General features: G+C 70.0%; 26 protein-coding genes and 1 tRNA gene. 11 read left to right on the top strand and 16 right to left on the bottom strand.

Features of this window, described 5'->3' with window-relative positions:
- Positions 1-3 precede the first annotated feature (3 nt).
- The gene (locus Q0C38_RS04185; RefSeq protein WP_291295803.1) at positions 4-246 is read left to right on the top strand and encodes a hypothetical protein; all 243 of its coding nucleotides are present in this window, start codon (positions 4-6) and stop codon (positions 244-246) included.
- Complete coding sequence (locus Q0C38_RS04180; protein ID WP_291295802.1) at positions 243-623, top strand: DUF6378 domain-containing protein; 381 nt, start codon at positions 243-245, stop codon at positions 621-623. Before Q0C38_RS04185 ends, Q0C38_RS04180 begins: the two co-directional genes overlap by 4 nt.
- Positions 624-838: 215 nt before the next feature.
- Here Q0C38_RS04180 and Q0C38_RS04175 read toward each other — a convergent pair.
- Positions 839-915 (bottom strand) — tRNA-Pro (locus tag Q0C38_RS04175).
- A 102-nt stretch (positions 916-1,017) separates the two neighbouring features.
- Positions 1,018-1,602, bottom strand: coding sequence for a TIGR00730 family Rossman fold protein (locus Q0C38_RS04170; RefSeq protein WP_291295801.1), 585 nt, complete (start codon positions 1,600-1,602; stop codon positions 1,018-1,020).
- Between the two features lie 192 nt (positions 1,603-1,794).
- On the opposite strand from Q0C38_RS04170, the gene Q0C38_RS04165 reads away from it, so the two are divergent.
- A complete protein-coding gene (locus Q0C38_RS04165) occupies positions 1,795-2,250 on the top strand; it encodes a cytochrome c (RefSeq protein ID WP_291295800.1) in 456 nt (151 codons plus the stop codon).
- Positions 2,251-2,269: 19 nt separating this feature from the next.
- Here Q0C38_RS04165 and Q0C38_RS04160 read toward each other — a convergent pair whose 3' ends face one another.
- Positions 2,270-2,956: a cytochrome b/b6 domain-containing protein gene (locus Q0C38_RS04160; RefSeq protein WP_291295799.1), complete on the bottom strand. Its 687-nt coding sequence runs from the start codon at positions 2,954-2,956 to the stop codon at positions 2,270-2,272.
- 106 nt (positions 2,957-3,062) lie between these two features.
- Here Q0C38_RS04160 and Q0C38_RS04155 point away from each other — a divergent pair, with 106 nt between their 5' ends.
- Together Q0C38_RS04155 and Q0C38_RS04150 are read left to right on the top strand one after the other, a co-directional pair.
- On the top strand, positions 3,063-3,917 hold the full coding sequence (locus Q0C38_RS04155; protein ID WP_291295798.1) for a hypothetical protein: 855 nt from the start codon (positions 3,063-3,065) through the stop codon (positions 3,915-3,917).
- 68 nt (positions 3,918-3,985) lie between these two features.
- On the top strand, positions 3,986-5,344 hold the full coding sequence (locus Q0C38_RS04150; RefSeq protein ID WP_291295797.1) for a LysM peptidoglycan-binding domain-containing protein: 1,359 nt from the start codon (positions 3,986-3,988) through the stop codon (positions 5,342-5,344).
- Between the two features lie 57 nt (positions 5,345-5,401).
- Here the strand turns inward: Q0C38_RS04150 and Q0C38_RS04145 are convergent, their stop codons facing one another.
- Positions 5,402-5,878: a hypothetical protein gene (locus Q0C38_RS04145; RefSeq protein WP_291295796.1), complete on the bottom strand. Its 477-nt coding sequence runs from the start codon at positions 5,876-5,878 to the stop codon at positions 5,402-5,404.
- Between the two features lie 47 nt (positions 5,879-5,925).
- Here Q0C38_RS04145 and Q0C38_RS04140 point away from each other — a divergent pair, with 47 nt between their 5' ends.
- On the top strand, positions 5,926-6,621 hold the full coding sequence (locus tag Q0C38_RS04140) for a phosphatidylserine decarboxylase (protein WP_291295795.1): 696 nt from the start codon (positions 5,926-5,928) through the stop codon (positions 6,619-6,621).
- A 10-nt stretch (positions 6,622-6,631) separates the two neighbouring features.
- Entirely contained in the window at positions 6,632-7,510 is an 879-nt protein-coding gene (locus tag Q0C38_RS04135; protein ID WP_291295794.1) for a phosphatidylcholine/phosphatidylserine synthase, read from the top strand.
- Positions 7,511-7,525: 15 nt separating this feature from the next.
- Here Q0C38_RS04135 and Q0C38_RS04130 read toward each other — a convergent pair whose 3' ends face one another.
- Genes Q0C38_RS04130 through Q0C38_RS04115 form a run of 4 tightly spaced genes read right to left on the bottom strand, consistent with a single transcriptional unit; the run spans position 7,526 to position 12,145 of the window.
- Positions 7,526-9,265, bottom strand: a complete 1,740-nt coding sequence (locus Q0C38_RS04130; RefSeq protein WP_291295793.1) for an ABC transporter ATP-binding protein — start codon at positions 9,263-9,265, stop codon at positions 7,526-7,528.
- Positions 9,266-9,305: 40 nt separating this feature from the next.
- Positions 9,306-10,556 carry a CaiB/BaiF CoA-transferase family protein gene (locus Q0C38_RS04125; protein WP_291295792.1) on the bottom strand — a complete coding sequence of 417 codons (1,251 nt, stop codon included), beginning with the start codon at positions 10,554-10,556 and terminating at the stop codon, positions 9,306-9,308.
- Between the two features lie 12 nt (positions 10,557-10,568).
- A complete protein-coding gene (locus tag Q0C38_RS04120) occupies positions 10,569-11,318 on the bottom strand; it encodes a CoA-transferase (protein WP_291295791.1) in 750 nt (249 codons plus the stop codon).
- Entirely contained in the window at positions 11,315-12,145 is an 831-nt protein-coding gene (locus Q0C38_RS04115; protein WP_291295790.1) for a CoA transferase subunit A, read from the bottom strand. The genes Q0C38_RS04120 and Q0C38_RS04115 overlap by 4 nt, the downstream gene beginning before the upstream one ends.
- 162 nt (positions 12,146-12,307) lie before the next feature.
- Between Q0C38_RS04115 and Q0C38_RS04110 the strand changes: the two genes are divergently transcribed.
- Positions 12,308-13,549 (top strand): FAD-binding oxidoreductase, encoded by a 1,242-nt coding sequence (locus tag Q0C38_RS04110; protein WP_291295789.1) that lies wholly within the window; start codon positions 12,308-12,310, stop codon positions 13,547-13,549.
- Between the two features lie 3 nt (positions 13,550-13,552).
- Here Q0C38_RS04110 and Q0C38_RS04105 read toward each other — a convergent pair whose 3' ends face one another.
- The gene (locus Q0C38_RS04105; protein ID WP_291295788.1) at positions 13,553-14,254 is read right to left on the bottom strand and encodes a dienelactone hydrolase family protein; all 702 of its coding nucleotides are present in this window, start codon (positions 14,252-14,254) and stop codon (positions 13,553-13,555) included.
- Positions 14,255-14,328: 74 nt separating this feature from the next.
- Here Q0C38_RS04105 and Q0C38_RS04100 point away from each other — a divergent pair, with 74 nt between their 5' ends.
- A complete protein-coding gene (locus tag Q0C38_RS04100) occupies positions 14,329-15,057 on the top strand; it encodes a DUF3047 domain-containing protein (protein ID WP_291295787.1) in 729 nt (242 codons plus the stop codon).
- A 22-nt stretch (positions 15,058-15,079) separates the two neighbouring features.
- Here Q0C38_RS04100 and Q0C38_RS04095 read toward each other — a convergent pair whose 3' ends face one another.
- Together Q0C38_RS04095 and Q0C38_RS04090 are read right to left on the bottom strand one after the other, a co-directional pair.
- Positions 15,080-15,766: a hypothetical protein gene (locus tag Q0C38_RS04095; RefSeq protein WP_291295786.1), complete on the bottom strand. Its 687-nt coding sequence runs from the start codon at positions 15,764-15,766 to the stop codon at positions 15,080-15,082.
- A 136-nt stretch (positions 15,767-15,902) separates the two neighbouring features.
- On the bottom strand, positions 15,903-17,300 hold the full coding sequence (locus Q0C38_RS04090; RefSeq protein WP_291295785.1) for a methyl-accepting chemotaxis protein: 1,398 nt from the start codon (positions 17,298-17,300) through the stop codon (positions 15,903-15,905).
- Positions 17,301-17,547: 247 nt separating this feature from the next.
- Here Q0C38_RS04090 and Q0C38_RS04085 point away from each other — a divergent pair, with 247 nt between their 5' ends.
- Positions 17,548-18,948: a hypothetical protein gene (locus tag Q0C38_RS04085; protein WP_291295784.1), complete on the top strand. Its 1,401-nt coding sequence runs from the start codon at positions 17,548-17,550 to the stop codon at positions 18,946-18,948.
- Positions 18,949-19,001: 53 nt separating this feature from the next.
- Here the strand turns inward: Q0C38_RS04085 and Q0C38_RS04080 are convergent, their stop codons facing one another.
- The 5 genes from Q0C38_RS04080 to Q0C38_RS04060 all read right to left on the bottom strand — a co-directional run bounded on the left by Q0C38_RS04080 (position 19,002) and on the right by Q0C38_RS04060 (position 24,603).
- The gene (locus Q0C38_RS04080; protein ID WP_291295783.1) at positions 19,002-20,039 is read right to left on the bottom strand and encodes an ABC transporter ATP-binding protein; all 1,038 of its coding nucleotides are present in this window, start codon (positions 20,037-20,039) and stop codon (positions 19,002-19,004) included.
- Positions 20,029-21,015 carry an ABC transporter ATP-binding protein gene (locus Q0C38_RS04075; protein ID WP_291295782.1) on the bottom strand — a complete coding sequence of 329 codons (987 nt, stop codon included), beginning with the start codon at positions 21,013-21,015 and terminating at the stop codon, positions 20,029-20,031. Before Q0C38_RS04075 ends, Q0C38_RS04080 begins: the two co-directional genes overlap by 11 nt.
- Before the next feature lie 13 nt (positions 21,016-21,028).
- Positions 21,029-21,958, bottom strand: coding sequence for an ABC transporter permease (locus tag Q0C38_RS04070; RefSeq protein WP_291295781.1), 930 nt, complete (start codon positions 21,956-21,958; stop codon positions 21,029-21,031).
- Position 21,959: 1 nt separating this feature from the next.
- Positions 21,960-22,943: an ABC transporter permease gene (locus Q0C38_RS04065; RefSeq protein ID WP_291295780.1), complete on the bottom strand. Its 984-nt coding sequence runs from the start codon at positions 22,941-22,943 to the stop codon at positions 21,960-21,962.
- A gap of 67 nt (positions 22,944-23,010) precedes the next feature.
- Positions 23,011-24,603, bottom strand: a complete 1,593-nt coding sequence (locus tag Q0C38_RS04060; RefSeq protein ID WP_291295779.1) for an ABC transporter substrate-binding protein — start codon at positions 24,601-24,603, stop codon at positions 23,011-23,013.
- A gap of 350 nt (positions 24,604-24,953) precedes the next feature.
- On the opposite strand from Q0C38_RS04060, the gene Q0C38_RS04055 reads away from it, so the two are divergent.
- Positions 24,954-25,415 (top strand): hypothetical protein, encoded by a 462-nt coding sequence (locus Q0C38_RS04055; RefSeq protein ID WP_291295778.1) that lies wholly within the window; start codon positions 24,954-24,956, stop codon positions 25,413-25,415.
- The last annotated feature ends 127 nt before the right edge of the window (positions 25,416-25,542 follow it).

Here is a 25,542-nt window from a genome sequence, read left to right as displayed (position 1 = left end):
GCCATGCCGAAGCGTCTTGTCGTCGTCAGCGGCGGGGCGGCCGATGAGCCGCCGCCGGTCGAGATCGGCTTCGGCGAGGCCGTGCGCGCGGCCGCCGAGCGGCTGATCGCGCAGGGCTGCGCCGTCGCGGTGGTGATCGGCCAGACGCCGACGGGCACCGTGGTGACGATCCCGATTCCCGAGGCCGCGGCCGTGACGGCCGGGCTGATCCGGGCCTGTTTCGACAACGAGGAGAACGACCAGTGACGAGCGGCGTAATGGCAGGCGCGATCGCGCGCGAGGCGGCGGACATCGTCGAGGGTGCGAGGAACGCGCAGCACGGCGACAAGGAGCGGAGCTTCGCCGCGATCGCCGGGCTGTGGAACGCCTACCTCTCCGCGCGGAAGGCTGGCGGGCCGATCGGGTCGGTCGATGTCGCGCACATGATGGCGCTGCTCAAGATCGCGCGCTCGGTGCAGGGGCAGGCCGGGTTCCGCGACCACTACGTCGACGCGGTAGGCTATGCCGCGATCGCCGGCGAGCTGGCACTCGACGCCGGCGCGGCGCCCGCTGACCGCCAGGTGGCGGTGAACTTCCCCGAGCATGCCGCATGGCGCGGCGGCGGCGCGGCCGTCGAGGGGTGAGCTACGCGCCGGGGCGAATCGGCCCGAGCGGCACCGGCAAGCTGCCGGCGGCGGATCTCCGCTGCACCTGCTGCGGCGTCGCCGCCCGCCACGTGACCCGCGGCGGCTGGTGTTGCGATGTGTGCCACCCCGCGCCGGAGACGCTGGCCGGTTCAAATGAACGGGGCGGTCAGTGTGTACCTGACCGCCCCGCCGCCCCTAGGCCTTGTAATCATTGGTCGGAGTGAGAGGATTCGAACCTCCGGCCCCTGCGTCCCGAACACAGTGCTCTACCAGGCTGAGCTACACTCCGGCAGCGCCCCGGGGGCAGGGCGCGTGTCTAGCGGAGAGGCGCGGCCCCGGCAAGCGGGGGTGGTGCCACGCGGGCAAGGGGCAGGGCGCGGGAGGGCTGCGCTCAGGTCAGGTCGGCGGCCGCCCTGCCGCCTGGCTGGAGGGTGGCGAGCAGCGGCAGCACCCCCTCGGCCCCTTCCGCCACGGCATAGAGCCGGCGCGTCTCTGCCCCCGCGAAACCCATGTCCACCGCTGCCTCGAGCGCGGCGATCAGCGGCCGCGCCGAGCCCGCGACGTCGCAGAGGATGATCGGCTTGTCGTGCAGGCCAAGCTGCCGCCAGGTGATGATCTCGATCGTCTCGTCGAAGGTACCCAGGCCCCCCGGCAGCATCACGAAGGCGTCGGACCGCTCGGTCATGATGGTTTTCCGGGCATGCATCGACGCCGTCTCGATCAGCTCGGTCACGCCCTGGTGTTCCACCTCGCGCTTGGCCAGGAAACTCGGGATAACGCCGGTCACCGCGCCGCCGGCGGCGAGAGTGGCATCGGCGATCACGCCCATCAGCCCGACGCGCCCGCCGCCATAGACGAGGCGGATGCCGGCCCCGGCGAGCGCGCGGCCGAGCGCGACCGCTGCCTCGCGGTGGCGCGGGTCGGTGCCGAAGCGTGAGCCGCAGAAGACGGCAACGGCGTTGAACGGGTGCGGCATGCGGTTGCTCCTGGTGCGTTCATCGGGTGGGCGTTCATCGCTGCATGATTGCATCAGCGCGCGTGATCGGCATCATCAGCGTCGCGGATACAGGCTGACGCCGTCGTGACCTTGCGGCCCCCGGCCGGTCCGCCATTGTGTCGATGCGGCAAGGAAGCGTGCCGCACCACCCCGAGGGAAGGATTGATCCGCATGCTGTTGTTCTCGATGCCGGCACGTATTGCCGCCGGCCTGGCTCTGGCTGCCGTCGTTGCCGTGCCGCTCGCCCTCGCCCAGGGTGACGTCCTGACGCAGCGGAAGGACGGGTTCAAGGCGATGGCCGGGAACATGGAGGCGATCCAGCGGATCGTCGAAGGCCGCCAGCCGACGGCAGGCGCCGTCGCGCCGGCGCGGGCGATCGCCGAGCATGCGCCAAGGATCAAGACGCTGTTCCCGCCTGGCAGCGATAGCGGCCAGACCCGGGCGCTTCCCGCCATCTGGTCCGACCGTGCCGGGTTCGATCGCGTGTCGGATGGGTTCGTGACGCAGGCCAACGCGCTGGTCGCGGCGGCCGAGAGCGGCAATGCCGGGACTCTCAGCAGCGCGCTCCAGGCGACGGGCCAGGCCTGCGGGGTGTGCCACCGCCCCTATCGCGCCCCGGCGCGGTGACGTGAGCGGGGGGCGTGGCTCAGACCAGGGTCACGACCCCCCGCACCGCCGCTGCCGACAGCGCGAGCAGCACCACCGCCCGCCCGATTCCGGCCAGCCGCGGCGCCGGCACATTGGCCGGCAGCGCCTTGCGGCCCGTCACCATCGCCTCGACGAGGCGGTGGCGCAGGAACAGCCGATAGAACAGCGCGGCGGCGACATGCACGCCGACGGCGATGAGCAGCAGGTCCGAGATCAGGTAGTGCCAGCCGGTGATGCTGTCCGACATCGCCTTGCCCACCGTGCGCGAGAGCGGGCCGCGGAACAGGATGTCGTCATTCGCGAACAGCCCCGTCGTTGCCTGCGCGGCCACGAGGCCGAGCAGCAGTATCACCGCCCAGCCGCCGAGCGCGTTGTGGCTCGTTTCCCTGTCCGGCTTTCGGGTGACGATGTGGCCGAGATGGGCAATCACGGCACCCGGCCCCTGGAGGAAATGCGAGAACCGCGCATTCTCGCTGCCGAGCAGGCCCCAGAGGATCCGGAAGATCACCAGCGTCAGGATCGCGTAGCCGCAGAGGGCATGCAGGTCCATCACGTGAAGCCGCACGGTGACGAAGCTGCCGATCATGAGCAGGACGAGCGACCAGTGCACGATTCGCGTCGGCAGGTCCCAGACCAGGACGGGGCGGAGGGCGGCGCCCTCGGTGCTGCGATCGTGCTCGGCCATGCATCGCTCCTGCTGTATCGTGCGTGAGTATGCCCGGCGCGCGCCACGCGTGACAGCCTGCGGCGCCGCTTGACGTGCGCTGCTGCGTGCGCGAGGCGATGGGATGATGAGCGCGATGCTTCCCCTGTCCTGGGCGGAGACCTGGATCGCCGCGGCGTACCAGCCGCCGCTGGTCGCGTTCGTGCTGTCGCTTGCCCTCCCGCTCCTGCTCGTGCTTGCCGGACGGCCTCGCGTGGCGGGGCTTGGCGCCGCGGCGGCGCTCGTTGTCACGCTGTTCCTGGTGTTCGGCGCGCGGATGGTGACGCCGCGCATGCTGCCGGAGCGTCTGCCCTGGCTCGTTCTCGGGGCCGCCGCCCTCGGTCTTGCCGGCGACCTGGTCGGGTTGCGCGGGCGGCTGGCGGGCGCGGTCGCTGCCATCGGCGCCGTTGCTGCCGGGTGGTTCATGCTTGGAGCCCCGCGCGTGGTGCCTGACCTTGCCCGCGTCCTGGCGGAATCCCTGCCCGTGCTCGCCGCCTTCGCCATCCCGGCATGGCGGCTCGTGCCGGTGCGCGCAGGGCCTGTCGCGCCCGCGCTCACGACGGCGGCGGCCCTCGTGCTCGCGGCGGGGCTCTGGTTCGCCGGCAGCGCGGCGGTGTTCGTCGGCCTCGCCATGCTCGTCGTGGCCGCAGGTGCGGGGCTGCTGATCGTGACATGGATGAGGGTGGGCGCCGGGGCTGGGCTTGCCGGCACCTTGGCGCTCGCCGCAGGGCTTGGCGGGGTGGCGGTTGCCGCCGGACTTGCGATGCGCGCGCCGGCGAGCTGGGCCGCGGCCGCGGCGCCGCTGATGGCACTCGCGGCGGGCTTCCGTGCCGCGGCCGCGATGGGGCTTGCGCCTGGCGGCATCGCCGGCGGCATGCTGGGTACGCTCGCTGCCGGGCTGCCACTCGCGGGGCTTGCGTTCCTGCTCGCCGGGGCACGCTGAGCCGGCAAGGGCCGCTGCGTGTCATCACTTTTTCATCTACACTGGGTCGTCTTTTGGAAAAGGTCGCGATGCGCGCAGTCGTTCTCGGTCTGATGGGTATGGTGGCGTTCGGGGCCGTCGTGTGGGTCGGCCGCGATGCGTTCAACGAACCCGTGGTCGAACTGCCGCCGCCAGCTGCAGCGCCTGCACCTGCATCGGCACCTGGCGCATCGGCATCGAGCGCACCGGCACCGGCCGCACCGGCGGAGAACCGTGCCGCGGCGCCGACGCCGACACCACCGGCCCCCGTCGCGCAGCAGGCCCCGCTGCCTGTGCGGCCGAGCTTCGATGTCGTGCGCATCGGCGCGGGCGGCGGTGCGGTCATGGCGGGCCGCGCTGCCCCCGGGGCGGAGATCATCATCCTCGATGGTGACGCAGAGGTGGGCAGCGCCCGTGCCGATGCGCGGGGAGAGTGGGTGTTCGTTGCCGCGACGCCGATGCGGCCGGGCGGGCGCGAACTGTCGCTGCGTGCCCGCAATCCTGACGGCAGCGTGACGGATGCGGCGAGCACTGTCGTGCTGATCGTGCCGGGGCCTGAGGTCGCCGCCCTGCCGCCGGCCCCTGCCCCGACATCGACCGCGCCGCCGCCGCCCCAGCAAGCCCCGGCAGAAGCCCGCGCAGAAGCCCTGGCGCCACAGCCTATCCCGCCGCAGGCGCCGATTGCGCTGCTGGTGCCGCGCGAGGGGCAGGGCGAGCTACGGGTGCTCCAGGCTCCCGCTGTCCAGGCTCTGCCAGCGCCCCCGGCGGCGCCGACGCAAGCCCCCGCGCCGGCGGCGCCGTCACCCCCCGCGCCGGCGGCGCAATCACCCCCCGCGCCAGCGGCGCAATCACCCCCCGCGCCAGCGGCGCAATCACCCCCAGCGCCAGCGGCGCAATCGCCCCCCGCGCCAGCGGCGCAATCGCCGACCGTGCCGCAGGGCAGGCCGCAAGGGGGCGTCTCGGTCGATGCCGTCGACTATGCCGAGGGGGGGGACGTGCAGTTCGCCGGGCGCGCCAATCCAGGCGGCTCCGTCAGGCTCTATCTCGATAACCGCCATATCGGCGATGCGCAGGCTGACCCGGAGGGCCGCTGGAACCTTCGCCCGGCTGAGCCTATCCCGCCAGGCGTGTTCGACCTACGTGCCGACAGGGTCGACACGGCGGGCCGCGTGACGGGGCGTGTCCAGATGCCGTTCCAGCGGGCCGAAGCCCCGCCGGAGGCGCTGCGCGAGGGAACCGTGGTGGTGCAGCCGGGGCAGAATCTCTGGCGCATCGCGCGGCAGACCTACGGGCGCGGGGTGCGCTTCTCGGTCATCTACGCCGCCAATCGCGACGTGATCCGCGACCCGAACATGATCTTTCCCGGCCAGGTTTTTGCCCTGCCGGCTGAGGATGCCCCGCCGCGCTAGGGCAGCGCCCGACGGTCCGGCCGATTGTTTCCAGCCGTTCGGAACGCGCTCCAGGCCTCACGCGGCGCGGGCGCCCTCGTCATCGAGCAGGTCGAGGCAGGGTGCCAGCGCGAGGACGAACGTCGTGGCGGCGGTGACCAGCTTGGTCGCCGTCGCCGGACCGCCGAGCGGAGCGACGGTTTCGAGGTGCACCGAGTGATCAGGCGCCAGCCTCAGCCGCCAGCCCGGCGGCAGCCCATCGCGCAGCGCGGCGACGGCAGCAAGCACGCGCGGGCGGGCGGATGTCGATTCCGCCGTGAACGGCACATGCGCGGCGATCACGTCGAACTCTACCTGCCAGCCGGCCAGCATCCGCGCCGCGACCCGGCGCCCACGCCAGCGGAACCCGAAGCGTGGCGCGATCTCGGGGTCGTTCGGCTCGAGTGTGCCGTCGAGGCTGACGGCGAAGGGCCCCAGCTTGCCGATGGTGATGGGTGCGGCGGCAGTGCCAGCCATGGCGCCGACGGGCTCGAGCGAGGAGACGGATGCGTTCATGACGGGAATTTTGCGCAGGGCCCGTAAACGCATCTATAACGCGCCCCATGCTCGACGCTCTCAGCTCCGTCCTCTCGCCGCCGCACCGCGCCGGCATCCCGTTCATCGCCGGTGCGGCTGCCGCCGCCCTCGTGTTTGGGCTGTTCTCCCAGACGCTGATGTGGCTGGCGCTCGCCTTCGCGCTGTTCTGCGCCTACTTCTTCCGCGACCCTGCGCGAACGACGCCGACGCGCGCCGGCCTCGTGGTCGCGCCGGCCGATGGCCGCATCGTCTCGGTGGCCGAAGCCGTGCCGCCGGTGGAGCTCGGCCTAGGGCCGGAGCAGCGCTGGCGGGTGGCGATCTTCCTCTCGGTGCTCGACGTGCACGTGAACCGCAGCCCCGTGGATGCGACCGTGACGCGCATCGCCTACCACCCTGGCAAATTCGTGAACGCGGCCGCCGACAAGGCGTCCGACGAGAACGAGCGCAACGGCCTCGCCCTCGTGCTGGCCGATGGCCGCACCCTCGGCGTGGTGCAGATCGCCGGGCTGATCGCGCGGCGGATCGTCTGCGAGGTGAAGGAGGGCGAGGTGCTCGCCGCCGGCCAGCGCTTCGGCATCATCCGCTTCGGCAGCCGCACGGACCTCTACCTCCCCCACGGGGTGGTGCCGCTGGTGGCCGAGGGGCAGCTCACGATCGGGGCAGAGACCGTGATCGCCGATCTCGACTCGGCCGAGCCGCGCCGCATCGGCGTCGTGCGATGAGCAGGGCGCGGTGAAGCCGCCCCGTCCTCCCGCCGTCGATCGCTGGCGGCAGCGGCTTCGCCGTCGCTCGCGGCCGCGCTTCAAGGGGCTGTCGTTCAACAGGCTGATCCCGAACCTGATGACGCTGGTCGGGCTCTGCGCCGGGCTCACGGCCATCCGCTTCGCCCTGGTCGAGCGATGGGACGCCGCGGTAACCGCCATCGTCATCGCCGCCGTGATCGACGGGCTCGACGGGCGGATCGCGCGGCTGCTGAAGGCGACCAGCCGGTTCGGCGCCGAGTTCGACAGCCTGGCCGACTTCCTCTGCTTCGGCGTCGCCCCGGCCCTCGTTCTCTATCTCTGGACGCTCTCGACCTGGGGGGGCCTGGGCTGGGCGCCGTGCCTGATGTACGCGGTCTGCGCCGCCCTTCGCCTGGCGCGGTTCAATGCCGCGATCGATGGCGCGCCGAAGCCCGCCTACACCTACAATTTCTTCACCGGGGTTCCGGCGCCGGCAGCGGCTGGGCTGGCGCTGTTCCCGCTGTTCGTCGCGCTGCAGGCCCAGGCGATGGGCTTTTCCGCCGTGGTCGACATCATCCGCTACCCCGCCTTCTCGGCGCTGGTGCTGCTGGCCGTCGGCGCGCTGATGGTCTCGACGGTGCCGACCTGGAGCTTCAAGAACTTCAAGGTGCCGCAGGCGGTGGTGCTGCCGCTGCTGCTCGGGGCCGGTGCGTTCATCGCGCTGCTGGTGAGCGAGCCCTGGGCGGCGTTCGCGCTGATCGGCCTCGTCTATGCCGGGCTGATCCCGCTCGGCGTGCGCAGCTACAACCGCCTCCGCGCGGAAGCCGAGGCGATGGCCGTCACCGCGCGCGACGAGGACCGCCCGTCGACGGAGGCCGGCGCGGCCTGACGGCGCTCGGCCGCCTCAGGACGCCGGCCTGGCCGCCTCTGCCGGCGCGAACTGCGCATCGTGCAGGGTGCGGTAGACACCCCCCCGCGCGAGCAACTCGGGGTGCGCGCCTTGCTCGACGATGCCGTCCTCGGTGACGACGACGATGCGATCGGCATCGCGGATGGTGGCCAGCCGATGCGCGATCACGAGCGTCGTCCGCCCGCGGGCGAGTTCGGCAAGCGAGGCCTGGATGGCGCGCTCGGTCTCGGTGTCGAGCGCGCTCGTCGCCTCGTCGAGGATCAGGATCGGCGGGTTCTTCAGGAACATCCGCGCGATCGCCAGCCGCTGCTTCTGCCCGCCCGAGAGCTTCACGCCACGCTCGCCGATCATCGTGTCGAGGCCATCGGGAAGCTCGGCGATCAGCGCGTCGAGCCGCGCGCGCCCTGCCGCCTCCATGATCTCGCCGTCCGACGCGCCGAGGCGGCCATAGGCGATGTTGTCGCGGATCGTGCCGGCAAACAGGAACACGTCCTGCTGCACCACGCCGATCTGGCCGCGCAGCGAGGCGAGCGTCATGTCGCGGATGTCGATGCCATCGATCGTGATGCGCCCACCGCCAACGTCGTAGAAGCGCGGCAGCAGCGAGCAGATCGTCGTCTTGCCCGCGCCTGAGGGGCCGACGAGAGCGATCGTGGTGCCGGAAGCGACCGTGAGGTCGAGGTCGCGCAGCACCGGGCGATCGGGCGTGTAGCCGAAGGTGACGCTCTCGTAGCGAACCTCGCCCTTCAGCGCGCCTGCCTCGCGCGCATCGGGGCGGTCGGCGATCTCCGACGGCGTGGCCATGAGTGCGAGGTAGGAGCGGAACCCAGCGATGCCCTTGGGGTAGGTCTCGATCACTGCGTTGATCTTCTCGAGCGGGCGGTAGAACACGCCGACGAGCAGCAGGAATGCAACGAAATCGCCGATGCTCATCGACCCCTGCACGATGAAGACGCTGCCAGCGAGCATCACCATCACCTGCACCAGCCGCATGCCGAGGTAGTTCAGCGTCATGCTCACCGCCATGATGCGGTAGGCGTCGAGCTTGGTCGCGCGGTACTGCGCGTTGTCGGCGGCGAACAGCGCCCGTTCATGTGCCTCGCGCCCGAAGGCCTTCACCACGCGGATGCCGCCGACGGCTTCCTCGATGCGCGCGTTGAAGGCGCCGACGCGGCCGAACTGCGCCTGCCAGTTCAGCGTCATCCGCCCGCCGTAACGCGCGACGACCCAGCCGACGATCGGAACGATGAGCGCGGTGAGCGCGGCAAGGGCCGGGTTGACGTAGAGCATCAGCGCGAAGGCACCAAGGAATGTCAGGATCGCGATGAGCAGGTCCTCCGGCCCGTGATGCGCGACCTCGCCGATGTCCTCGAGGTTCTTGGTCACGCGGCCGACGAGGTGGCCGGTCTTGACGTTGTCGTAGAACCGGTGCGGCAGCGTCATGAGATGGTCGAAGGCGCGGCGGCGCAACTCCGTCTCGATGGCGATGCCGAGCACGTGGCCCCAGTAGGTGACCACCGCCATCAACCCGGCATTGGCCAGGTACACGGCGAGCAGCACCAGCACCGCGAGCACGATCAGGTTGAGATCGCCCGAGGGCAGCAGATGGTCGACGAAGCCGCGCACGGCCATGGGGAAGCCGAGCTCGAGCACCCCCGACAGCGCCGCGCAGCCGAAATCAAGCGCGACCAGCCGCTTGTGCGGCCGGTAGAAGGCCAGGAACTGCCGAAGCATCACCTCTCCCCGCGCGGCACCTTCCGGCGCCGCGCCGCGGCTACTCGGCCGCCTTCGGCTGGGCCTTCGGTGCCGCACCGCCGCGTCGTTCCGTCACGAGAACGCCCGCTGCCTTGAGCTCGGCGATCTCCTGCTCGGTGAAGCCGTGGCGAGCAAGCACCGCCTCGCCATCGGCACCGAAGCGCGGTGGTGCTGCCCGCGCCCCGCCTGGCGTGCGGCCGAACTTGATCGGCGTATTCAGCCCCTTGTACCAGCCGATCTCGGCGACCATCTCGCGCGCCGCCGTGTGCGGGGCTGCGGCCACTTCGTCGAAGAACAGCACGGGGCCTGCGGGCAGGCCGTTGGCGAGCAGGCGCGAGCACAGCGCGTGGCCATCCTCGCCCGCCACGATCTCCTGCACGATGGCCGAGAGCTCGGCCCGGTTGCCCATGCGGTCCGCGTTGCTGCGGAAGCGCGGATCATCGGCGAGGCCGGGGTTGCCGAGCAGCACGCACATGCGCCGGAACGTCGCGTCGTTGCCGGTGCCGATGAAGATCTCGCAGGTCGCGGTGCGGTACTTGTCATACGGCGCGAGGTTCGGGTGCGGGTTGCCTGTCGCCACCGGCCGCTTGCCCGAGAGGAAGTAGTTGGCCGCGTGCGGGTGAAGCAGCGCCATGCCGCAATCATGCAGCGTCATGTCGATGAACTGGCCCTGGCCGGAGCGCTGCCGCTCCACCACCGCCATCAGGATCGCGATGGCGCTGAAGAGGCCGGTGCCGATATCGACCACGGGTGTGGCCAGCCGCGTCGGCCCGCTGTCTGGCGTGCCGTTGATGCTCATCAGCCCGACCATCGCCTGCACGATGGCGTCGTAGCCAGGGAAGCCGCCGAGCGGCCCTTCGGCGCCGAAGCCCGAGACGCGGCAATGGATCAGGCGCGGAAACCGTTTCGAGAGCGTGTCGTACCCGAGCCCCCATTTCTCCATCGTGCCGGGCTTGAAGTTCTCCGTCAGCACGTCGGCACCCTGCAGCAGGGTGAGCAGCACTTCGCGCGCCTCGGGTTGCGCGAGGTCGAGGGCCAGCGACTTCTTGTTGCGGTTCACGCCGATGAAGTAGGAGGCATCGCGCCCGCCTTCCTCATGGCTATGGAACGGCGGGCCCCAGTCGCGCACCTCGTCGCCCTGCGGCGGCTCGATCTTGATCACCTCGGCGCCGTGGTCGGACAGCACCATGGTGCAGTAGGGACCGCCGAGCACGCGGGTGAGGTCGATCACCTTCAGCCCTGCGAGGGCGCCTGCTGATGGCATGGGCATGATGCGTTCTCCTCAGGCTGCTTTCGCGCCGAACACGCGGGCGCAGAAATTGGGGTAGGTGTCCTCGAGCGCGGCTCGGATGGGACCGCGCAGGGCGGCAAGGTCGCTCGCCGATGGGCCGCGCGTCTCTGGCACTCCATCGGGCGCGTCGTAGTCGAAGCCGGTCGCGACGCGGATGCTCTCGGCCGTCTCGCCAGGATGCAGGCTGGCGAGGGTGAAGCGCGCGCGGGCGGCATCGAAGCTGAACACGCAGCGGCCGGTGACCAGCGCCTGCGCGTTGCCTCGTCGGAACGTTCCGGGCGGTGAGGTTCCGGGGGCGGTGACGTAGGCCACCTTCGGCACCAGCACGCGCGGGCTGTGCTCCTCGCGGAACAGGATGGTGCGGGGGATGGTGAAGTACATGAACGGCGCGCCGAAATTGCCGGGAAGCCTGGCCTGCGAGCCCGGCGGGTCGCCGGTGCCGAGCAGGTTGATGTTGGCCGCCCCGTCGATCTCGACGCCGCCCAGGAAGAACAGGTCGATCCGTCCCTGGCCGGCGAGGTCGAACAGCTCGCGCGTGCCCTCGGTGAACGGGTTGCCGACACGGCGTTGCAGCAGCGACAGGCGGATCTCGGCACCACGATGGGCCGCGAGCATCACCGCATGCGCAGGAATCGGGCTTGCCGCCCCCACCGCCGCGTGGCGCACGGGGTGCGGGTGAGGGGCGGCGATCAGGTCGGCGATCGCCGCGACCAGCCTCTCCTCGGGCGTCACGGCGCTCATTCGGCGGCCTTGGCGCGCCGGGCCAGCACGTGGGCGGCGAGATACGCGGCGAACCCCTCGTCCGTCCGCGCCTCGCGGGCATAGGCGTCGAGATGCGGCTGGTCGGCGCCGTAATGATCGAGCAGGCCGAGCGGCCAGGCCCCCCGCGCGGCGACCGCGACGGCGGACACATAGAGCGAGCCGATCGTGCCCGGGGCCATGTGCTCGTCCTCGGTGAGATCACCATCGACCAGATGCTCGACCGTCACCAGCGTGGTGCGCGCGGCGTGGGCGATGGTGGCGAGCTCGCGCCTGCGGCCGACCCAGACATTGCCGCGACGGTCGGCGCAGACGGCGTGGATCAGCGCGACATCGGGCATGATCGCGGGAACCAGCACGATGGGGTCAGGTGTATCGGAGAAGGGGTTGTCGATCACCCGCCAGTCGTTGCGCGCGGCGATGAGGTCGGAGCCGATGAGGCCTCGCAGCGGCATGAAGGGAACGCCCTTCTCGGCGGCCTGGAGCCCCGTGTGCACCGCCGGGCAGGTGGCGTCGGTGATCGGCAGCGACCCCGCCTTCATCGCGGCGGTGAAGCGTGGCGCGAAGCCGGCCTCGCCCAGCGTCACGGCGCTCGTCGTCAGCTTCGCCACCGCACCGGCGCCGATCAGCAGGTCGGTCGCGAAGCCGGAGACGGGAACGCCGAGCATGTGCAGGTTCCGCACGCCGCGGCGGATCAGTGCGCGGACGAGCTCCGTCGGGCAGAGGGAGTTGTCGGGCGGCAGGGCCACCATCGCGCCATCCGGCACGCGGGCGGCAAGCGCATCGAGGGCGAGGACGGGCGGCATCATGGGGCGGATCCTTTCCAACCATATCCTGCCCCAGCCACGGTCCAAGGGCCAGAAGGCCTGAGGGGCGGCGCGCGCCGCAACCACGGCGATGGTGTCGCGTTCCGCACACAAGCCCCGTTCCCAATCCGCCGCCCCCGTTACCGCCGTGGAGAGATCCATCCGATGCCAGACCGCCCAGGGGCCGCAACGGCCAAGGAGACCACGCGCCGCGACCTTCGCACCGGCGTTCCTGTCTGGCTGCGGCGCGGCAATGGTGCCGAGCTTGGCCGCACGCTCGATGGCACGCTCACGGTCGATGTCGCCATCCTCGGCGGGGGTGTGAGCGGGGCGCTCGTGGCTGATGCCGTTCTCCAGGCCGGCAAGACCGTTGCCGCGTTCGACCGGCGCGGGTTCGTCCGCGGCTCGACACCGGCGAGCACCGCACTGCTCCAGTTCGAGATCGACCAGCCGCTCACGAAGCTCGGGCAGCGCATTGGCAAGGCCCGCGCTGCCCGCGCGTGGTGGCGCTCCGCCGCCGCGGTCGACCAGCTTCGCGGGCGCATCGCCGATCTCGGCCTCCGCTGCGCCTTCAAGGAACGACCGAGCGCCTACCTGCCAGGCAACATGCTTGACCTCGGCGCGCTGCGCCATGAGGCGGAGGAGCGGGAGAGAATCGGTCTCCGCTCCACCTTCATCGACCGCGACGCATTGCGGCGGCTGACGACACTCGACCGTCCCGGCGCGATCTGGTCGCGTGGTGGTGCCGAGGTTGACCCCGCACAGCTCGTGCGCGGCCTCTGGCGCTCAACCGCGGCGCGGGGGGCGCTGCTGCATGCGCCCGTCGACATCACCGCGATCGACGCGGGCCGTCGTGGCGTGACGCTCGGCACCGCCTGCGGTGCGACGATCCGCGCCAAGCACGTGGTGCTCGCGACCGGGTACGAACTCTCCGCCATGCTGCGCCCACGCGGCTACACGGTCATCTCGACCTTTGCGATCGCGACAAAGCCCCAGCCGCGCGCCCTCTGGCCATCCCGCTGCCTGATCTGGGAGGCGGCCGACCCCTACATCTATGCGCGGACGACGTCGGATGGGCGGATTGTCGCGGGTGGCGAGGACGAGGCGTTTTCCGACAGCGATGCGCGCGATGCGCTGATCCCGGCGAAGACTGCCCGGATCGCCGCGAAGCTGCGCGCGCTACTGCCAGGCGTTGACACCGAGGCGGAGTTCGCCTGGGCCGGGGCGTTCGGGCAGAGTGCCAGCGGCCTGCCGGCGATCGGCCCGGTGCCGGGTGCGAAGGGGCTCTACGCCGTGCTCGGCTTCGGTGGCAACGGGATCACCTACAGCATGATCGCGGCGCAGATGCTGCAGCGCGCCGTCCTCGGCCTGCCCGATCCGGATGCCGACCTGTTCGCGCTCGCCTGACGCTCAGCCAAGCCAGCGGGCGAGGAAGGCAGCGGTGCGGCCATTGGCGATGGCGGCGGCGCGCCCGTCCCAGTGCTGGCCATCGACGCGGGCGAAGGCATGGTCGACGCGCGGGTACACATGCGCCTCGACGACCGGGTTTGGGGCGAGGGCGGCCAGCGTGGTGCCCTGCGCGGCCTTCGGCACGAATTTGTCGTTCTCGGCGATGTGCACGAGGAACGGCTTCGTCACGCCCGACGCGCCCTCCGCGAACAGCCCCTCCAGCCCGACGCCGTAGTAGGAGACGTTGCAGTCAGCGTCTGATTTCAGCGCCATCATCGCCGCCATCCGCCCACCAAGGCAGAACCCCATCGTGCCGGCCCGGCCGTTGGCGCCAGGGAGCGTGCGGGCGGTGGCCAGCGTGGCCTTCAGGTCCTCGAGGCCCTTCTCCTGATCGAAGGCGTTGAACAGCGCGAAGGCCTTGTCCCACTCGGCCTGGGTGCGGTCAGTCAGGTTCACGCGGGGCTCGATGCGCCAGAAGAGGTCGGGCGCGATCGCGATGAACCCCTGGTCAGCCACCCCGGCGGCGATCGCCTTGATGCTGTCGCTCACCCCGAAGATCTCCTGGATGACGACGACGGCCCCCGCTGGCGTTCCCTTCGGCATCGCGACATGGGCGAAGAAGCCGCCTGACCCGTCGGTCGCGCTGATCGTGATCTCGGCCATGGCGTGGCTGTCCCCCGGTGACGTGTTCGCACGCGACCATACCGGGCGTGCGCCGAGCGGGCTAGAATGCCCTCATGGCACGGTGCCGGCTCATCGCCCTCCTGCTGGGTCTTGCTGCCCTTCCCGGGGGGGCATCGGCGGCGGTCGACCAGGCGCTCGCCTCGGAGGGCTGGCGCAGCATCACCCTCGCCGGCCGCACGCCGCTCATCGTCGAGCAGGATGGCGAGACTGCCCTCCGCATCCGCGGCCAGGGCGGGGTGGCCATCGCCTACCAGCCGATGCGCGTCCCGGTGGGGCCGGACACCTGCCTCGCCTGGCGCTGGCGCGTCGATGCCGGCCCGCCGCCGACCAACCTCTCCCGCGGCAGCGGCGGCGACCTCGGCCTCTCCCTCTGGGTCGGCTTCGAGGCCGACGCCGAGCGGATGGACCTGCTGCAGCGCTACCTGCTCGGCATGGCGGGGTTGCTGTCAGGCCCGCGCATGGTGCCGGGGTTCATCCTGCTCTACGTCCATGGCGGCACGGGCAAGGAACAGCCGTGGACGCGCGCGCCGCAGACAGGCGGCGTCGGCCGCGCGCTGGTGCTTCACCCGGCCGGCACCGCGACCGGCGCGTGGTTCGAGCATGAGGTGCCGTTGTCGGGACATTTCCGGGCCGCCTTCGGCATCGCGCCGACGGGCTTCGTGACCGAGCTCGCGATCAGCGCCGATGGCGACGACACCGGCTCAGGCATCGATGCGCGGCTGGGCGACCTGCGGTTCCAGTCCTGCCGCAACCAGGGACCGGGTCAGCTGCCGCCGCGATAGGCGAGGCGTGCCGCGATCGGGCCTACCAGCCGCACTCGTCGTCGAACACGTGGAGCACGAAGCGGGCATAGCTCTCGGCGTTGTTCAGCGCCTCGTCGGCCGTGAGCCCGGCTGCCCAGAACAGGCCGCTGTCGTCGTCGGTGTAGCCGCGCTTGCCGAAATCGGCGGTGGAGGCGAATTTGTGCGAGGCCTCGTGGATGATGGTCTTGGCCGCAAGCCAGATGCCCTGCCTGAGCCGGCGCGCGCTGATGTGGATGTCGCCGCGATGGACGGTGCGCTGGGTGACGAGATTGCCCTTGCGGTCGCGCATCTTGGTGCCCGTTGTCCAGCGCATCTTCTTGAGTGACGCGTGCGGGTTCACGTAGCCAGCCGTGCCGTCGCGGCCGCTGATCACCTTCACGTTCGTGGCCTGGGTGAGCCCGTTCTGGATGAGAACGAGCACCGGGCGGATGATGTCGAGCTCCGCCTGCCCGAGGCCGCCGCCCGTCTGGAAATAGTACTCGCCGTAGTCCTGCACCGCGCCCGAGGCCTGGGCGGAGGGGAGCGAGCTCACGACCGCCGCGACATAGGTGACCATGTAGCGGGCGCGGGAGACGGCATCGGTCGCCTGGTCCTTCCGGTCGCTCGAGAGCCAGAGGCCGCTGTACTTCACGTGGATCGCGGGGTCGCCGGAGGGGGCGCTGTTGGATTTCGTCCGCCAGATCGTCACCGCCTGCCTCCAGAATCATGCCGCGCAGGGGACAAGTTAAGCAACGAGCGCGCGCATGTCATATGGTTCACACAACCCTTCGGCGCTGCCCTCAGGCCGCGATGCGGCCCGTGGCACGCGGCCAGCCCTCGCTGCGTCAGCCGCTGCGATAGGCGAGGCGAAGCCCGCCCCAGTGCCGGCCACGGACGGTGATGGGGGCGGAGGCGTCCTTCATCAGCACGAACTTCCCCCCGCCCATGTCGCGGCGGTAGGTCTGCAGCAGATGCGGCCGGGTGTTCCGGCCCGCGGCGAGGCCGGTGCGGTCGTTGAACATGCGCCGGTTGCGGCAGTTCGCGGCGTTCCAGACAGGATCGTTGCCCTGCGGCTTGCTGAATGCCCGGTTGTGGGTCGGGAGGTAGCCGTTGCGGTCGACCGCGGCGCAGAACACCACGCGGGGGTCGAGGGCGAGCAGGCGCTCCTGCACTTGGGGCAGCAGCGCATCGGTGAGTGCGGTGAAGCGCGTCATCACCTGGGCCGGGTTGCTGCCCGGGACCGGTACGTAGGTGTCGTCGAACAGTGCCTCGAGAGTGATGCGCCCGTCGGCCACGGCGGCCTCGAACAGTGCGGCGATCTCGCCCGCTGCCGTGGTGACCGCGCGGATCATCGGGCTGTCGGGCGTCTCTGCGCCTGAGCCGAGCGCGAGCCCCATCGCCTCCTCGGCGAGGTCGCGCAGCCTGTCGAGGCGGCGGCTGGCTTCGCCGAGCGAGGCGGCTGACACCGAGGCGCCATGGGCGGTCGCCTCGGCCGCGGCCGCGACAGTGCCTGCCCCGCCGCGCGCCTCCTCTGCCGCAGCGCCGGTCTCCGACGCTCCGGCACCGAGGGTGGAGAAGCGGGCCTCGAGAGCGCCGAGGCTGTGGGCGATCCGCGCCGCACCCGTGCCCGCCTCCTCCGCCTCGTGCGCATGGCGCGTCGAGGCCGCGCGCAGGCCAGCGACCACCTGGTCGAGTGCCGCGACGGTCTGCTCGATCTCCGCCGTTGCCTGGCGGGTGTTGCCGGCGAGGTCCTTCACCTCCTTGGCGACCACGGCGAAGCCGCGCCCCGCCTCGCCGGCGCGTGCCGCCTCGATCGTGGCGTTCAGCGCGAGCAGGTTGGTCTGGCCAGCGATCACGGCGATGCCGCCGGCCACGCGCCGGACGCGGGCGAGCGCCTGGTCGAGTGCCGCGAGGCTCGCCGCTGTGTCGGCGATGCCTTCGGCCAGCGTGGCGATCCTGTCCGACGCCTCGCGGCCCGCGGTGACCGCGGCGTCAGCGTCATGACGGGCGGCGGCGACGGCCGCGGCGGCATCACGCCCGGCATCGGCGGCACGATCGGCGGCGGCGCCGAGCCTGCCGGCCGTGGTGGCCAGGGTCTCCGCTTCCGTGGCCGCGGCGGCGACCCGGGCCTGCACCTCTGCCACAGCGCCGGCGATGTCGGCCACCTCCGACGACAGGCCGTCGAGGTGGCGGGCCATCGCCACCACCGTTGCCTCGCCCGCTGCCAAGCCGTCGAATGCCATCGCCCGCCCTCAATGCCGCGTGGTTCGGAGCGTCGCACGCTAGCGGCGATGGGTTAACGCGCGGTCAGTCGCGAGAGGCTGGCCTTGTCCCCGGCCCCGGCCCGCCGTTGATCTCGATCAGGGCGTCGGGTCGCAGACGTTGCGATGGTTGCCTATCCTGTTCGGGGGAACTGCCGTGCACAGCGAGCGCCAGACATCACGCAGGCCCAGGGCGCCCTTGGCCGTTCTTGTTGCGCTGGGGGCATTGGTGGTCGCCGCGCCTTCGCCAGCGATCGCCGCACGGATCGAGTTCTCGATCATCAGCCCGCTCGGCGGAGCGCAGACGGAGGTGTCTGCGCCGTCGATCAATGGCGGCGTCGTCACCTATCTCAGCACCGCCGCGGGCGACTTGCCGCCGTTCCCTCCGCCGATGCCGATCTACACGCGCGTGATGGCCGCAGAGGCTGCCACTGGCGCAAGCCAACTGGTCGCGCAGGCAGGGGTGACACCCATGCCAGCTGGCGGCGGCGCGCCGTTCCTCGGGTTTCTCGGCGTGCCCTCGGTCGATGGCGGGCGTGTCGCATTCGTCGGCACCGGCCAGATGCCGGACGGCAGCGAACGGACCGGCATCTATATCGCGACGCCGGTATTCGGCGGTGCTGGCTACACTGTCGCTGCACTGGCTGACACGGCCACTCCCGCGCCACGGGGAAGCGGCACCTTCACGCAGTTCAACCCACCCTTCATGGCGGATGGCGAGGTGGTGTTCAGCGGCCTCGACGGCGCCGGAAACGAGGGGATCTACAGGGCGCGTGTGCCCACGTCCGGCAATCCTCCCGATGTGACGCTGGTGGCCAACATGAATACGCCTGTGCCTGGCAATACCGGCACCTTCTACGGCCTGTCCACCTATCCGACGATCAGCAACGGCGTTGTCGCCTTCAACGGTGCCAGCACCGCGCCGGGGCCGACGAACCAGGGCATCTTCGTCGCCGATGCGTCCGGGATCATTGCCGTCCGTGCCGATCGGACCAGTTTCGGCCCACCGGGCAGCGACACGTCCTACGGCTTCAGCCCGACGATCAGCGCCGGCAACCTCGCGTTCAGCGCACGCACGGCGCCTGCTTTTGGAGGCCCCTACACGGGCCAGCTCTACTACGTGCCGGCGGCAGGAGGCGGCGTCGAGATCAACGGTCCGCTGCCGGACATGTGGCCGGCGCTCGATCTCGGATTGCTCGCCTACGGTGGGCAGGCCGGCTCGCCCGACCCTGCGATCTACACGACCCTGGGCCAGCCCGCAGGCGTGCCGGTTGCCGTGCCGGTGAAGCTCGTCGGCCTCGGCGACCTGCTGGGCGAGACGGGGCTTGCCTACTACGGCTACTCACCGTTCCTTCCGGACGGCTATCTCGGACCGATCTTCCACCAGGGCGTCGATTACGAGAGCAACGCGGTTGTCTTCCGTGCGCTCGTCGGCCCCCCGGGCTGGGACCCGACATCCGGCCCTCCGGACGTGCCGATCAACCAGGCGATCATCGTCGCCCGTGTGATCCCGGAACCTTCGGGTGGCGCGCTGGTGCTGACCATGCTGGCGCTGTTTGCACCGGCTGCGGCGTTCGGCCGGCGCCAGGTGCTGCATCAACGGACACGTGGGCCGACCAACGTGGTCTGACTATCCGTGGTTCGGGCGAGTCGTCCGCTGCCCCAGTCAGCGGCCGCGCGGTGTCACGCCGCGATGCGCCCTTCCTCGACCGCATGGCACGCGACCTGCGCTGGCCCGCGCGTGACCAGCTTCGGCGCCTCTGCCTTGCAGCGATCATTCGCGAAGGGACAGCGCGGGTGGAAGGCGCAGCCCGAGGGCGGGCTGATGGGCGAGGGCACCTCGCCACCAACGGGGGTGCGGGCCCGGCCGGTCATGTCGAGGTCCGGGATCGCCTCGAGCAGGAGCCGCGTGTAGGGATGCTTCGGTGTGGCGAAGAGCGTCTCGCCGGGGGCAAGCTCGACGATCTTGCCGAGATACATCACGCCGATGCGGTCTGACATGTGCCGCACGACGGCGAGGTTGTGGCTGATGAAAAGGTAGGTGAGGCCGAGGCGCTGCTGCAGGTCCTTCATCAGGTTCAGGATCTGCGCCTGCACCGAGACGTCGAGCGCGGATGTCGGCTCGTCGCACACCAGGAACTCGGGGTTGGAGGACAGCGCGCGCGCGATCGAGATGCGCTGGCGCTGGCCGCCGGAGAATTCGTGCGGGAACTTCGTGCGGTCCTTCGGCGACAGCCCGACCTGCGTGAGCAGTTCCCCAACCCTGTCGGCGATCGCACGCGCATCGTTCAGCAGCCCGAAGGCGCGGATCGGTTCGGCGATGATGTCGCCGACGCGCCAGCGCGGGTTCAGGCTGGCGTAGGGATCCTGGAAGATCATCTGCATCCGCCGCCGCACCGGCGCCTGCGCGGCGCGCGAGGTCAGCGTGGCCATGTCGGTGCCGTCGATGCGGATGGAACCGCGCGTCGGCGCGTAGAGGCCGACGACGAGGCGCGCGACGGTCGTCTTGCCGCAGCCGCTTTCGCCGACGAGCGAGAGCGTGGTGCCCTTCGGGATGGCGAAGCTGACGCCGGCGACGGCCTTCAGGATGCGCTTCTTCTCCCCCTGCAACAGGCGGAACAGCAGGGGCTTTGAGACATCGAAGTCACGCGCGAGGTCATCGACCTCGAGCAGCGGCCGGGTCGTGGCGGCGGACGAGGAGTGGGGGGCATCAAGCGGCATCGCGCGCCTCCTTCGGTCCGGCATAGAGCCAGCAGGCGGCGCGCGAGGCGCCATCGGTCGCCATCAGGTCAGGCCTTTCGATGAGGCAACGGTCGAACACCTTGGTGCAGCGCGGGTTGAAGGCGCAGCCACGGGGAATGTCGGTCAGCCGCGGCATCGAGCCGTCGATCTGGCGCAGCCGCTCGACCTTGTGCGCCAGCGACGGGATCGAACCCATCAGCCCTTCCGTGTAGGGGTGGCGCGCGCCCTTCACCACGTCGCGCACCGGGCCGATCTCGGCGATGCGCCCGGCATACATCACCGCGACCCGATCGGCCGTCTCGGCGATCACGCCCATGTCGTGGGTGACGAGCATGATCGACGTGCCGTGCTCGCGGCAGAGGCGCTTCAACAGTGCGATCACCTGCGCCTGGATCGACACATCGAGCGCCGTCGTCGGCTCATCGGCGATCACGAGCTTGGGCTCGGCGCAGAGGGCAAGGGCGATCACCACGCGCTGGCGCATGCCCCCGGAAAACTGGTGCGGGTACGCATCGATCCGCTGCGCGGCGCCGGGGATGCCCACGTCCTCGAGCCACTTGATCGCACGCGCCCGTGCATCACGGTCCGACAGGCCGAGATGCGCCTGCATCGTCTCGGCGAGCTGGCGGCCGATGGAGTAGAGCGGGTTCAGGGTGGTCAACGGGTCCTGGAAGATCGCGCCGATCTGCTTGCCGCGCACATGGCGCATGTCCTCGGCCGCGAGGTTGTCGATCCTGCGGCCCGACAGAAGCACCTCGCCGCCGGCGATGCGGCCTGGCGGCTCGATCAGGCGGATGATGGCGGTGCCGGTGATCGACTTGCCCGCCCCGCTCTCGCCGACGACGCCGAGCACCTCGCCCTCGTCGATCGAGAAGGAAACATCATCGACGGCGGTGAGGATGCCCCGCCGTGTGGGGAACTCGACGCGGAGGTTGCGGACCTCGAGAAGCGGCATCGTCATCGTCTCCTCAGCGCAGGCGCGGGTTCAGCGCGTCGCGCAGCCAATCGCCGAGCAGGTTCACCGACAGCACCATGAGTGCGAGCGTGATGCCGGGGAACACCGTGATCCACCATTCGCCGGAGAACAGGAAGTCGTTGCCGATCCGGATCAGCGTGCCGAGCGAGGGCTGCGTCGGCGGCACGCCGACGCCGAGGAACGACAGCGTCGCCTCGGCGAGGATCGCGAAGCCGAGGTTCAGCGTGGCGATCACCAGGACCGGCCCCATCACGTTCGGCAGCACGTGGCTGACCATGATGCGCGTGGAGGACAGCCCGATGACGCGGGCCGCCATCACGTATTCCTTGTTCTTCTCGACCAGCGTCGAGCCGCGCACGGTGCGCGCGTACTGCACCCAGTTCGAGATGCCGATGGCGAAGATCACGACCCAGATGGCGATGCGGTCATGCAGCTCGCGCGGCAGGGCGGCGCGCACGAGGCCATCGACCAGCAGCGCCACGAGGATGGCGGGGAAAGTGAGCTTGATGTCGGCGATGCGCATCAGCACCGCATCGGTCGTGCCGCCGACAAAGCCAGCGACCAGCCCCATGGTCACGCCGAGCACGAGCGCGAAGATGACCGAGCAGAAGCCGACGAACAGCGAGATCCGCGCGCCGTGCATGATGGTGGAGAGCACGTCGCGGCCCTGATCGTCGGTGCCGAGCAGGAAGTCCGGGTTGCCGCCTTCCACCCAGGCGGGCGGGTTGAAGGCATCCATCAGGTTCAGGGTCGCGAGGTCGAACGGGTTGTGCGGCGCGATCAGCGGCGCCAACACCGCGGCGGTGATCATCGACAGCGCGACGACGGCGGAGCCGACGGTGAGCGGCGAGCGCTTGAAGCTGTACCAGATGTCGCTGTCGAGGAAGCGGCCGATCGGGCCCATCGTGCGTGCGGCGTCCATGTCAGCGCGCGCTCCCCGACAGAGAGCCGCGCAGCCGCGGATCGACGAGGTAGTAGAGCAGGTCGACCACCAGGTTGATGATGACGAAGAGCAGCGCGATCATCATCAGGTAGGCCGCCATGATCGGGATGTCGGCGTTCGACACGGCCTGGATGAACAGCAGCCCCATTCCCGGCCACTGGAACACCGTCTCCGTCACGATCGCGAACGCGATGATCGCGCCAAGCTGCAGCCCGGTGATGGTGATGACGGGAACGAGCGTGTTCTTGAGCGCATGGCCGAAATGGACGGCGCGGTTGGAAAGCCCGCGCGCGCGGGCAAACTTGATGTAGTCGGTCCGCAGCACCTCGAGCATCTCGGCGCGCACAAGCCGCATGATCAGCGTCATCTGGAACAGCCCGAGCGTGATCGAGGGCAGGATCAGCGCCTTCAGGCCCGAGGTGGTGAGGAACCCCGTGCTCCACCAGCCGAGCATCACCGTGTCGCCGCGTCCGAAGGAGGGAAGGATGCCGAGGATCACGGCGAAGAACAGGATCAGCAGGATGCCGATCAGGAAGGTCGGCAACGACACGCCGATCAGCGAGATGGTGAGGAAGAAGCGCGACAGCCAGCTCTCGCGATAGAGGCCGGTGTAGACGCCCATCGGCACGCCGACCGCCAGCGCCAGGAACGCCGCGGTGAAGGAGAGCTCGAGCGTCGCGGGCGCGCGTTCGAGGATCAGGTCCGACACCGGCCGGGCGAGGCGGTAGGAGAGGCCGAACTCGCCCTGGATGGCGTTGCCGAGGAACGCGAAGAACTGCACGAAGAAGGGCTGGTCGAGGCCGAGGTCCTGGATCAGCGCCGCACGCTGCGCCTCGGTGTAGTCCTGCCCGAGCATGATCGCCACCGGGTCGCCCACATAGGCGAACATGGCGAAGCTGATGAGGCTAACCGTGAACATCACGGGCAGGGCCTGGAACAGCCGCGAGACGATGAAGGCGAACATGGGCGGGTCACCGCCCCGCGTGGTGCCGGGATGGCTCCACGCGGGGCGTCCTTCGCTTATGGTTGTGTCAGTTGACGCGAACGAAACGGAATTGCGGCTGGTTGTTCGGCTGGTGCGGCATGGTGATGTTCGACCGCACGGCCCAGGGGATCATCTGGTGGTGCATGGGGATGTGCGGCACGTCCTCGCGGTACATCTTCAGCGCCTCACGGATCGCGGCGTTGCGCCTGGCGGGGTCGAGCTCGTTCTTCATCGCGGTCACGAGCTCATCCATCCGTGCGTTCGAGTAGCGCCCGTAGTTCCAGATGCCGTTGCCCTGCGCGCCATCGCGCGTGGCGAGCAGCGACTGGAACGAGTACAGCGCGTCCAGCGTCGGCACGCCCCAGCCGAGGAGGTAGAGGGAGGTGTCCTCGCGCTGGATCTTGGGGAAGAAGTTCGCCAGCGGCATGGCGTTGAGGTTGGTGCGCACGCCGATGCGCGTCCACATCGCCGCCACCGCCTGGCAGATCGCCTCGTCGTTGATGTAGCGGTTGTTCGGGCAGTCGAGCGTGACCTCGAAGCCCTGCGGATAGCCGGCCTCGGCGAGCAGCGCACGGGCACGGTCGGCGTTGAAGGGAAGGCGGACATCCTCCTCCTTCGCGTAGCCGTTCACCTGCGACGGGAAGAACGTTCCGGTCACGATCGCCTGGCCGCGCATCACGCGGGTGCGGATCGCCTCGATGTCGATCGCGTGGTAGAGCGCCTGGCGGACGCGGAGGTCCTTGAACGGGTTCTTGCCCTTCACCGACGAGTAGAGAAGCTCGTCGCGGTGCATGTCGAAGGCAAAGAAGATCGTGCGGATTTCCGGCCCTTCCAGCACCGAGATGTTCGGCGCGCGCTTCAGCCGCTCGAGGTCCTGCAGCGGCGGGTCGAGCACGAAGTCGACCTCGCCCGAGAGCAGGGCCGCGACGCGCGTCGCGTCAGAGGTGATCGGGCGATAGATGATCTCGGTGACGTTGCTGGTGTTCTTCGCCGTGTCGGCCCAGCCCCACCAGGCATCGTTGCGCACCATCACCGTGCGCACGTCGGGCTCGCGCACCGACAGGCGGAACGGCCCGGTGCCGTTGGTGTTGCGCACCGTGAACGTCTCCTCGCGCGCACGCGTGTTCTGCGGCGCGGTGACGTTGTTCCTCTCCGACCACTCCTTGTCCATCATGTAGAGCGAGGCGATCTTGGACGGCAGGATCGGATCGGGCACCTTGGTCACGATATCGACGGTGAAGTCATCGACCTTCACGGCCTGGCCCACGGTGTCGACGAAGATGCCGTAGTTCGAGGTGGGCGCGAGCGCGCGGGTGATGCTGAACACCACGTCGTCGGCGTTGAAATCGGCCCCGTCGTGGAACTTGATGCCGCGGCGGAGCTCGAACCGCCAGCGGTTCGGCTCGACCTGGCGCCAGGCGGTGGCCAGCCCCGGCTCCAGCGCCAGCGCGGCGTCGCGCATGATCAGCGGCTCGTAGATCTGGCTCAGCACCTTCGTGACGGTGCCGAGGTTCTGCGAATGCGGATCCATGGTGTTGGGATCGCCGCTGGCGGACCAGCGGACGGTGCGCGCATCAGCCGCGCCCGCGGCGATGAACACGCCAACGGCCGCCGTGGCGGCCAGAAGGACAGCTCGCATCGATGAAATCTCCCCAAGGTTCGCGGGGCGGTCTCTGCCGCCCGCTGCTGAAGCGTTCTAGCGGATGACGGTTCAGCGACCAAGCCCGGCAAGCGGCTTGGGTGCCCGAGGCGCCACAACCTAGGGTTGTTGCAGTCGCACGGCGCTTCGCCTTGCTATTACGATATCGAAATGATAATGTCTGCCATATCGGGCAACAAGGAAGGGTCTAGGCGATGGGCACGTGGCGCATGCGGCCGCCCTGGGACCCGCAGGACTCCTACGAGACCTGTTGGAAATCGGCGATCTCGTCGTTCACGCGGGCGACCGCCGGCGTCCCCGACCGGACGGCTGACGACGTCGGCCGCCGCATGAGGGGGCACAACTGCGTCAACCTCACCGGCCCACGTGCCGGTGGCCTCAAGATGGGCCGCCGGTCACGCGCGCGGACGCACGGCTTCCTCAACAGCGAGTTTCGGTTGATGAGCGACCAGGTGAACCGCGACAAGGAAAAGCGGGCCCGCCGCACTTCGCCAACCCAGGACGAGGGAACGATCAGCCGCGACACGCTCTCGATCGCCTATCTGGGCGCGGCCCTCTCCAAGAGCCATGTCGTGCTCAGCTACAGCAAGTGGCCTGGCGGTTGGTGGCACACCGTCGTCGTCTACGGGGTCGACGCCATCTGGATGTGTGCGATGGACCCGATGGCCGGCGTCGACGAGGACCCCGACTGCGTGTTCCGCGTGCAGGATGGGATGTATTACCGCCAGTACCGCATGAGCGCCTGGGCACCGCGGCTGCATGACTGGCTGGTGCTGTGGAAGCACATGTAGCGATGGGACACCCGGCATGCGTCGAGGCGAGGTCGGGTCGTTCGGTGCAGACGACGTCCAAATAATACGACTTTGTCGTGAGGGTGGCCTGTGGCATCATGGGCTTCGTCTAGAATTACAGAAAACG

Origin of the sequence: Elioraea sp. (genome assembly GCF_022842375.1) — a bacterium.
Classification (GTDB): domain Bacteria; phylum Pseudomonadota; class Alphaproteobacteria; order Acetobacterales; family Acetobacteraceae; genus Elioraea_A.
Note: the sequence above shows the minus strand (reverse complement) of the source record. Positions and strands in the feature narration are given on the sequence as shown.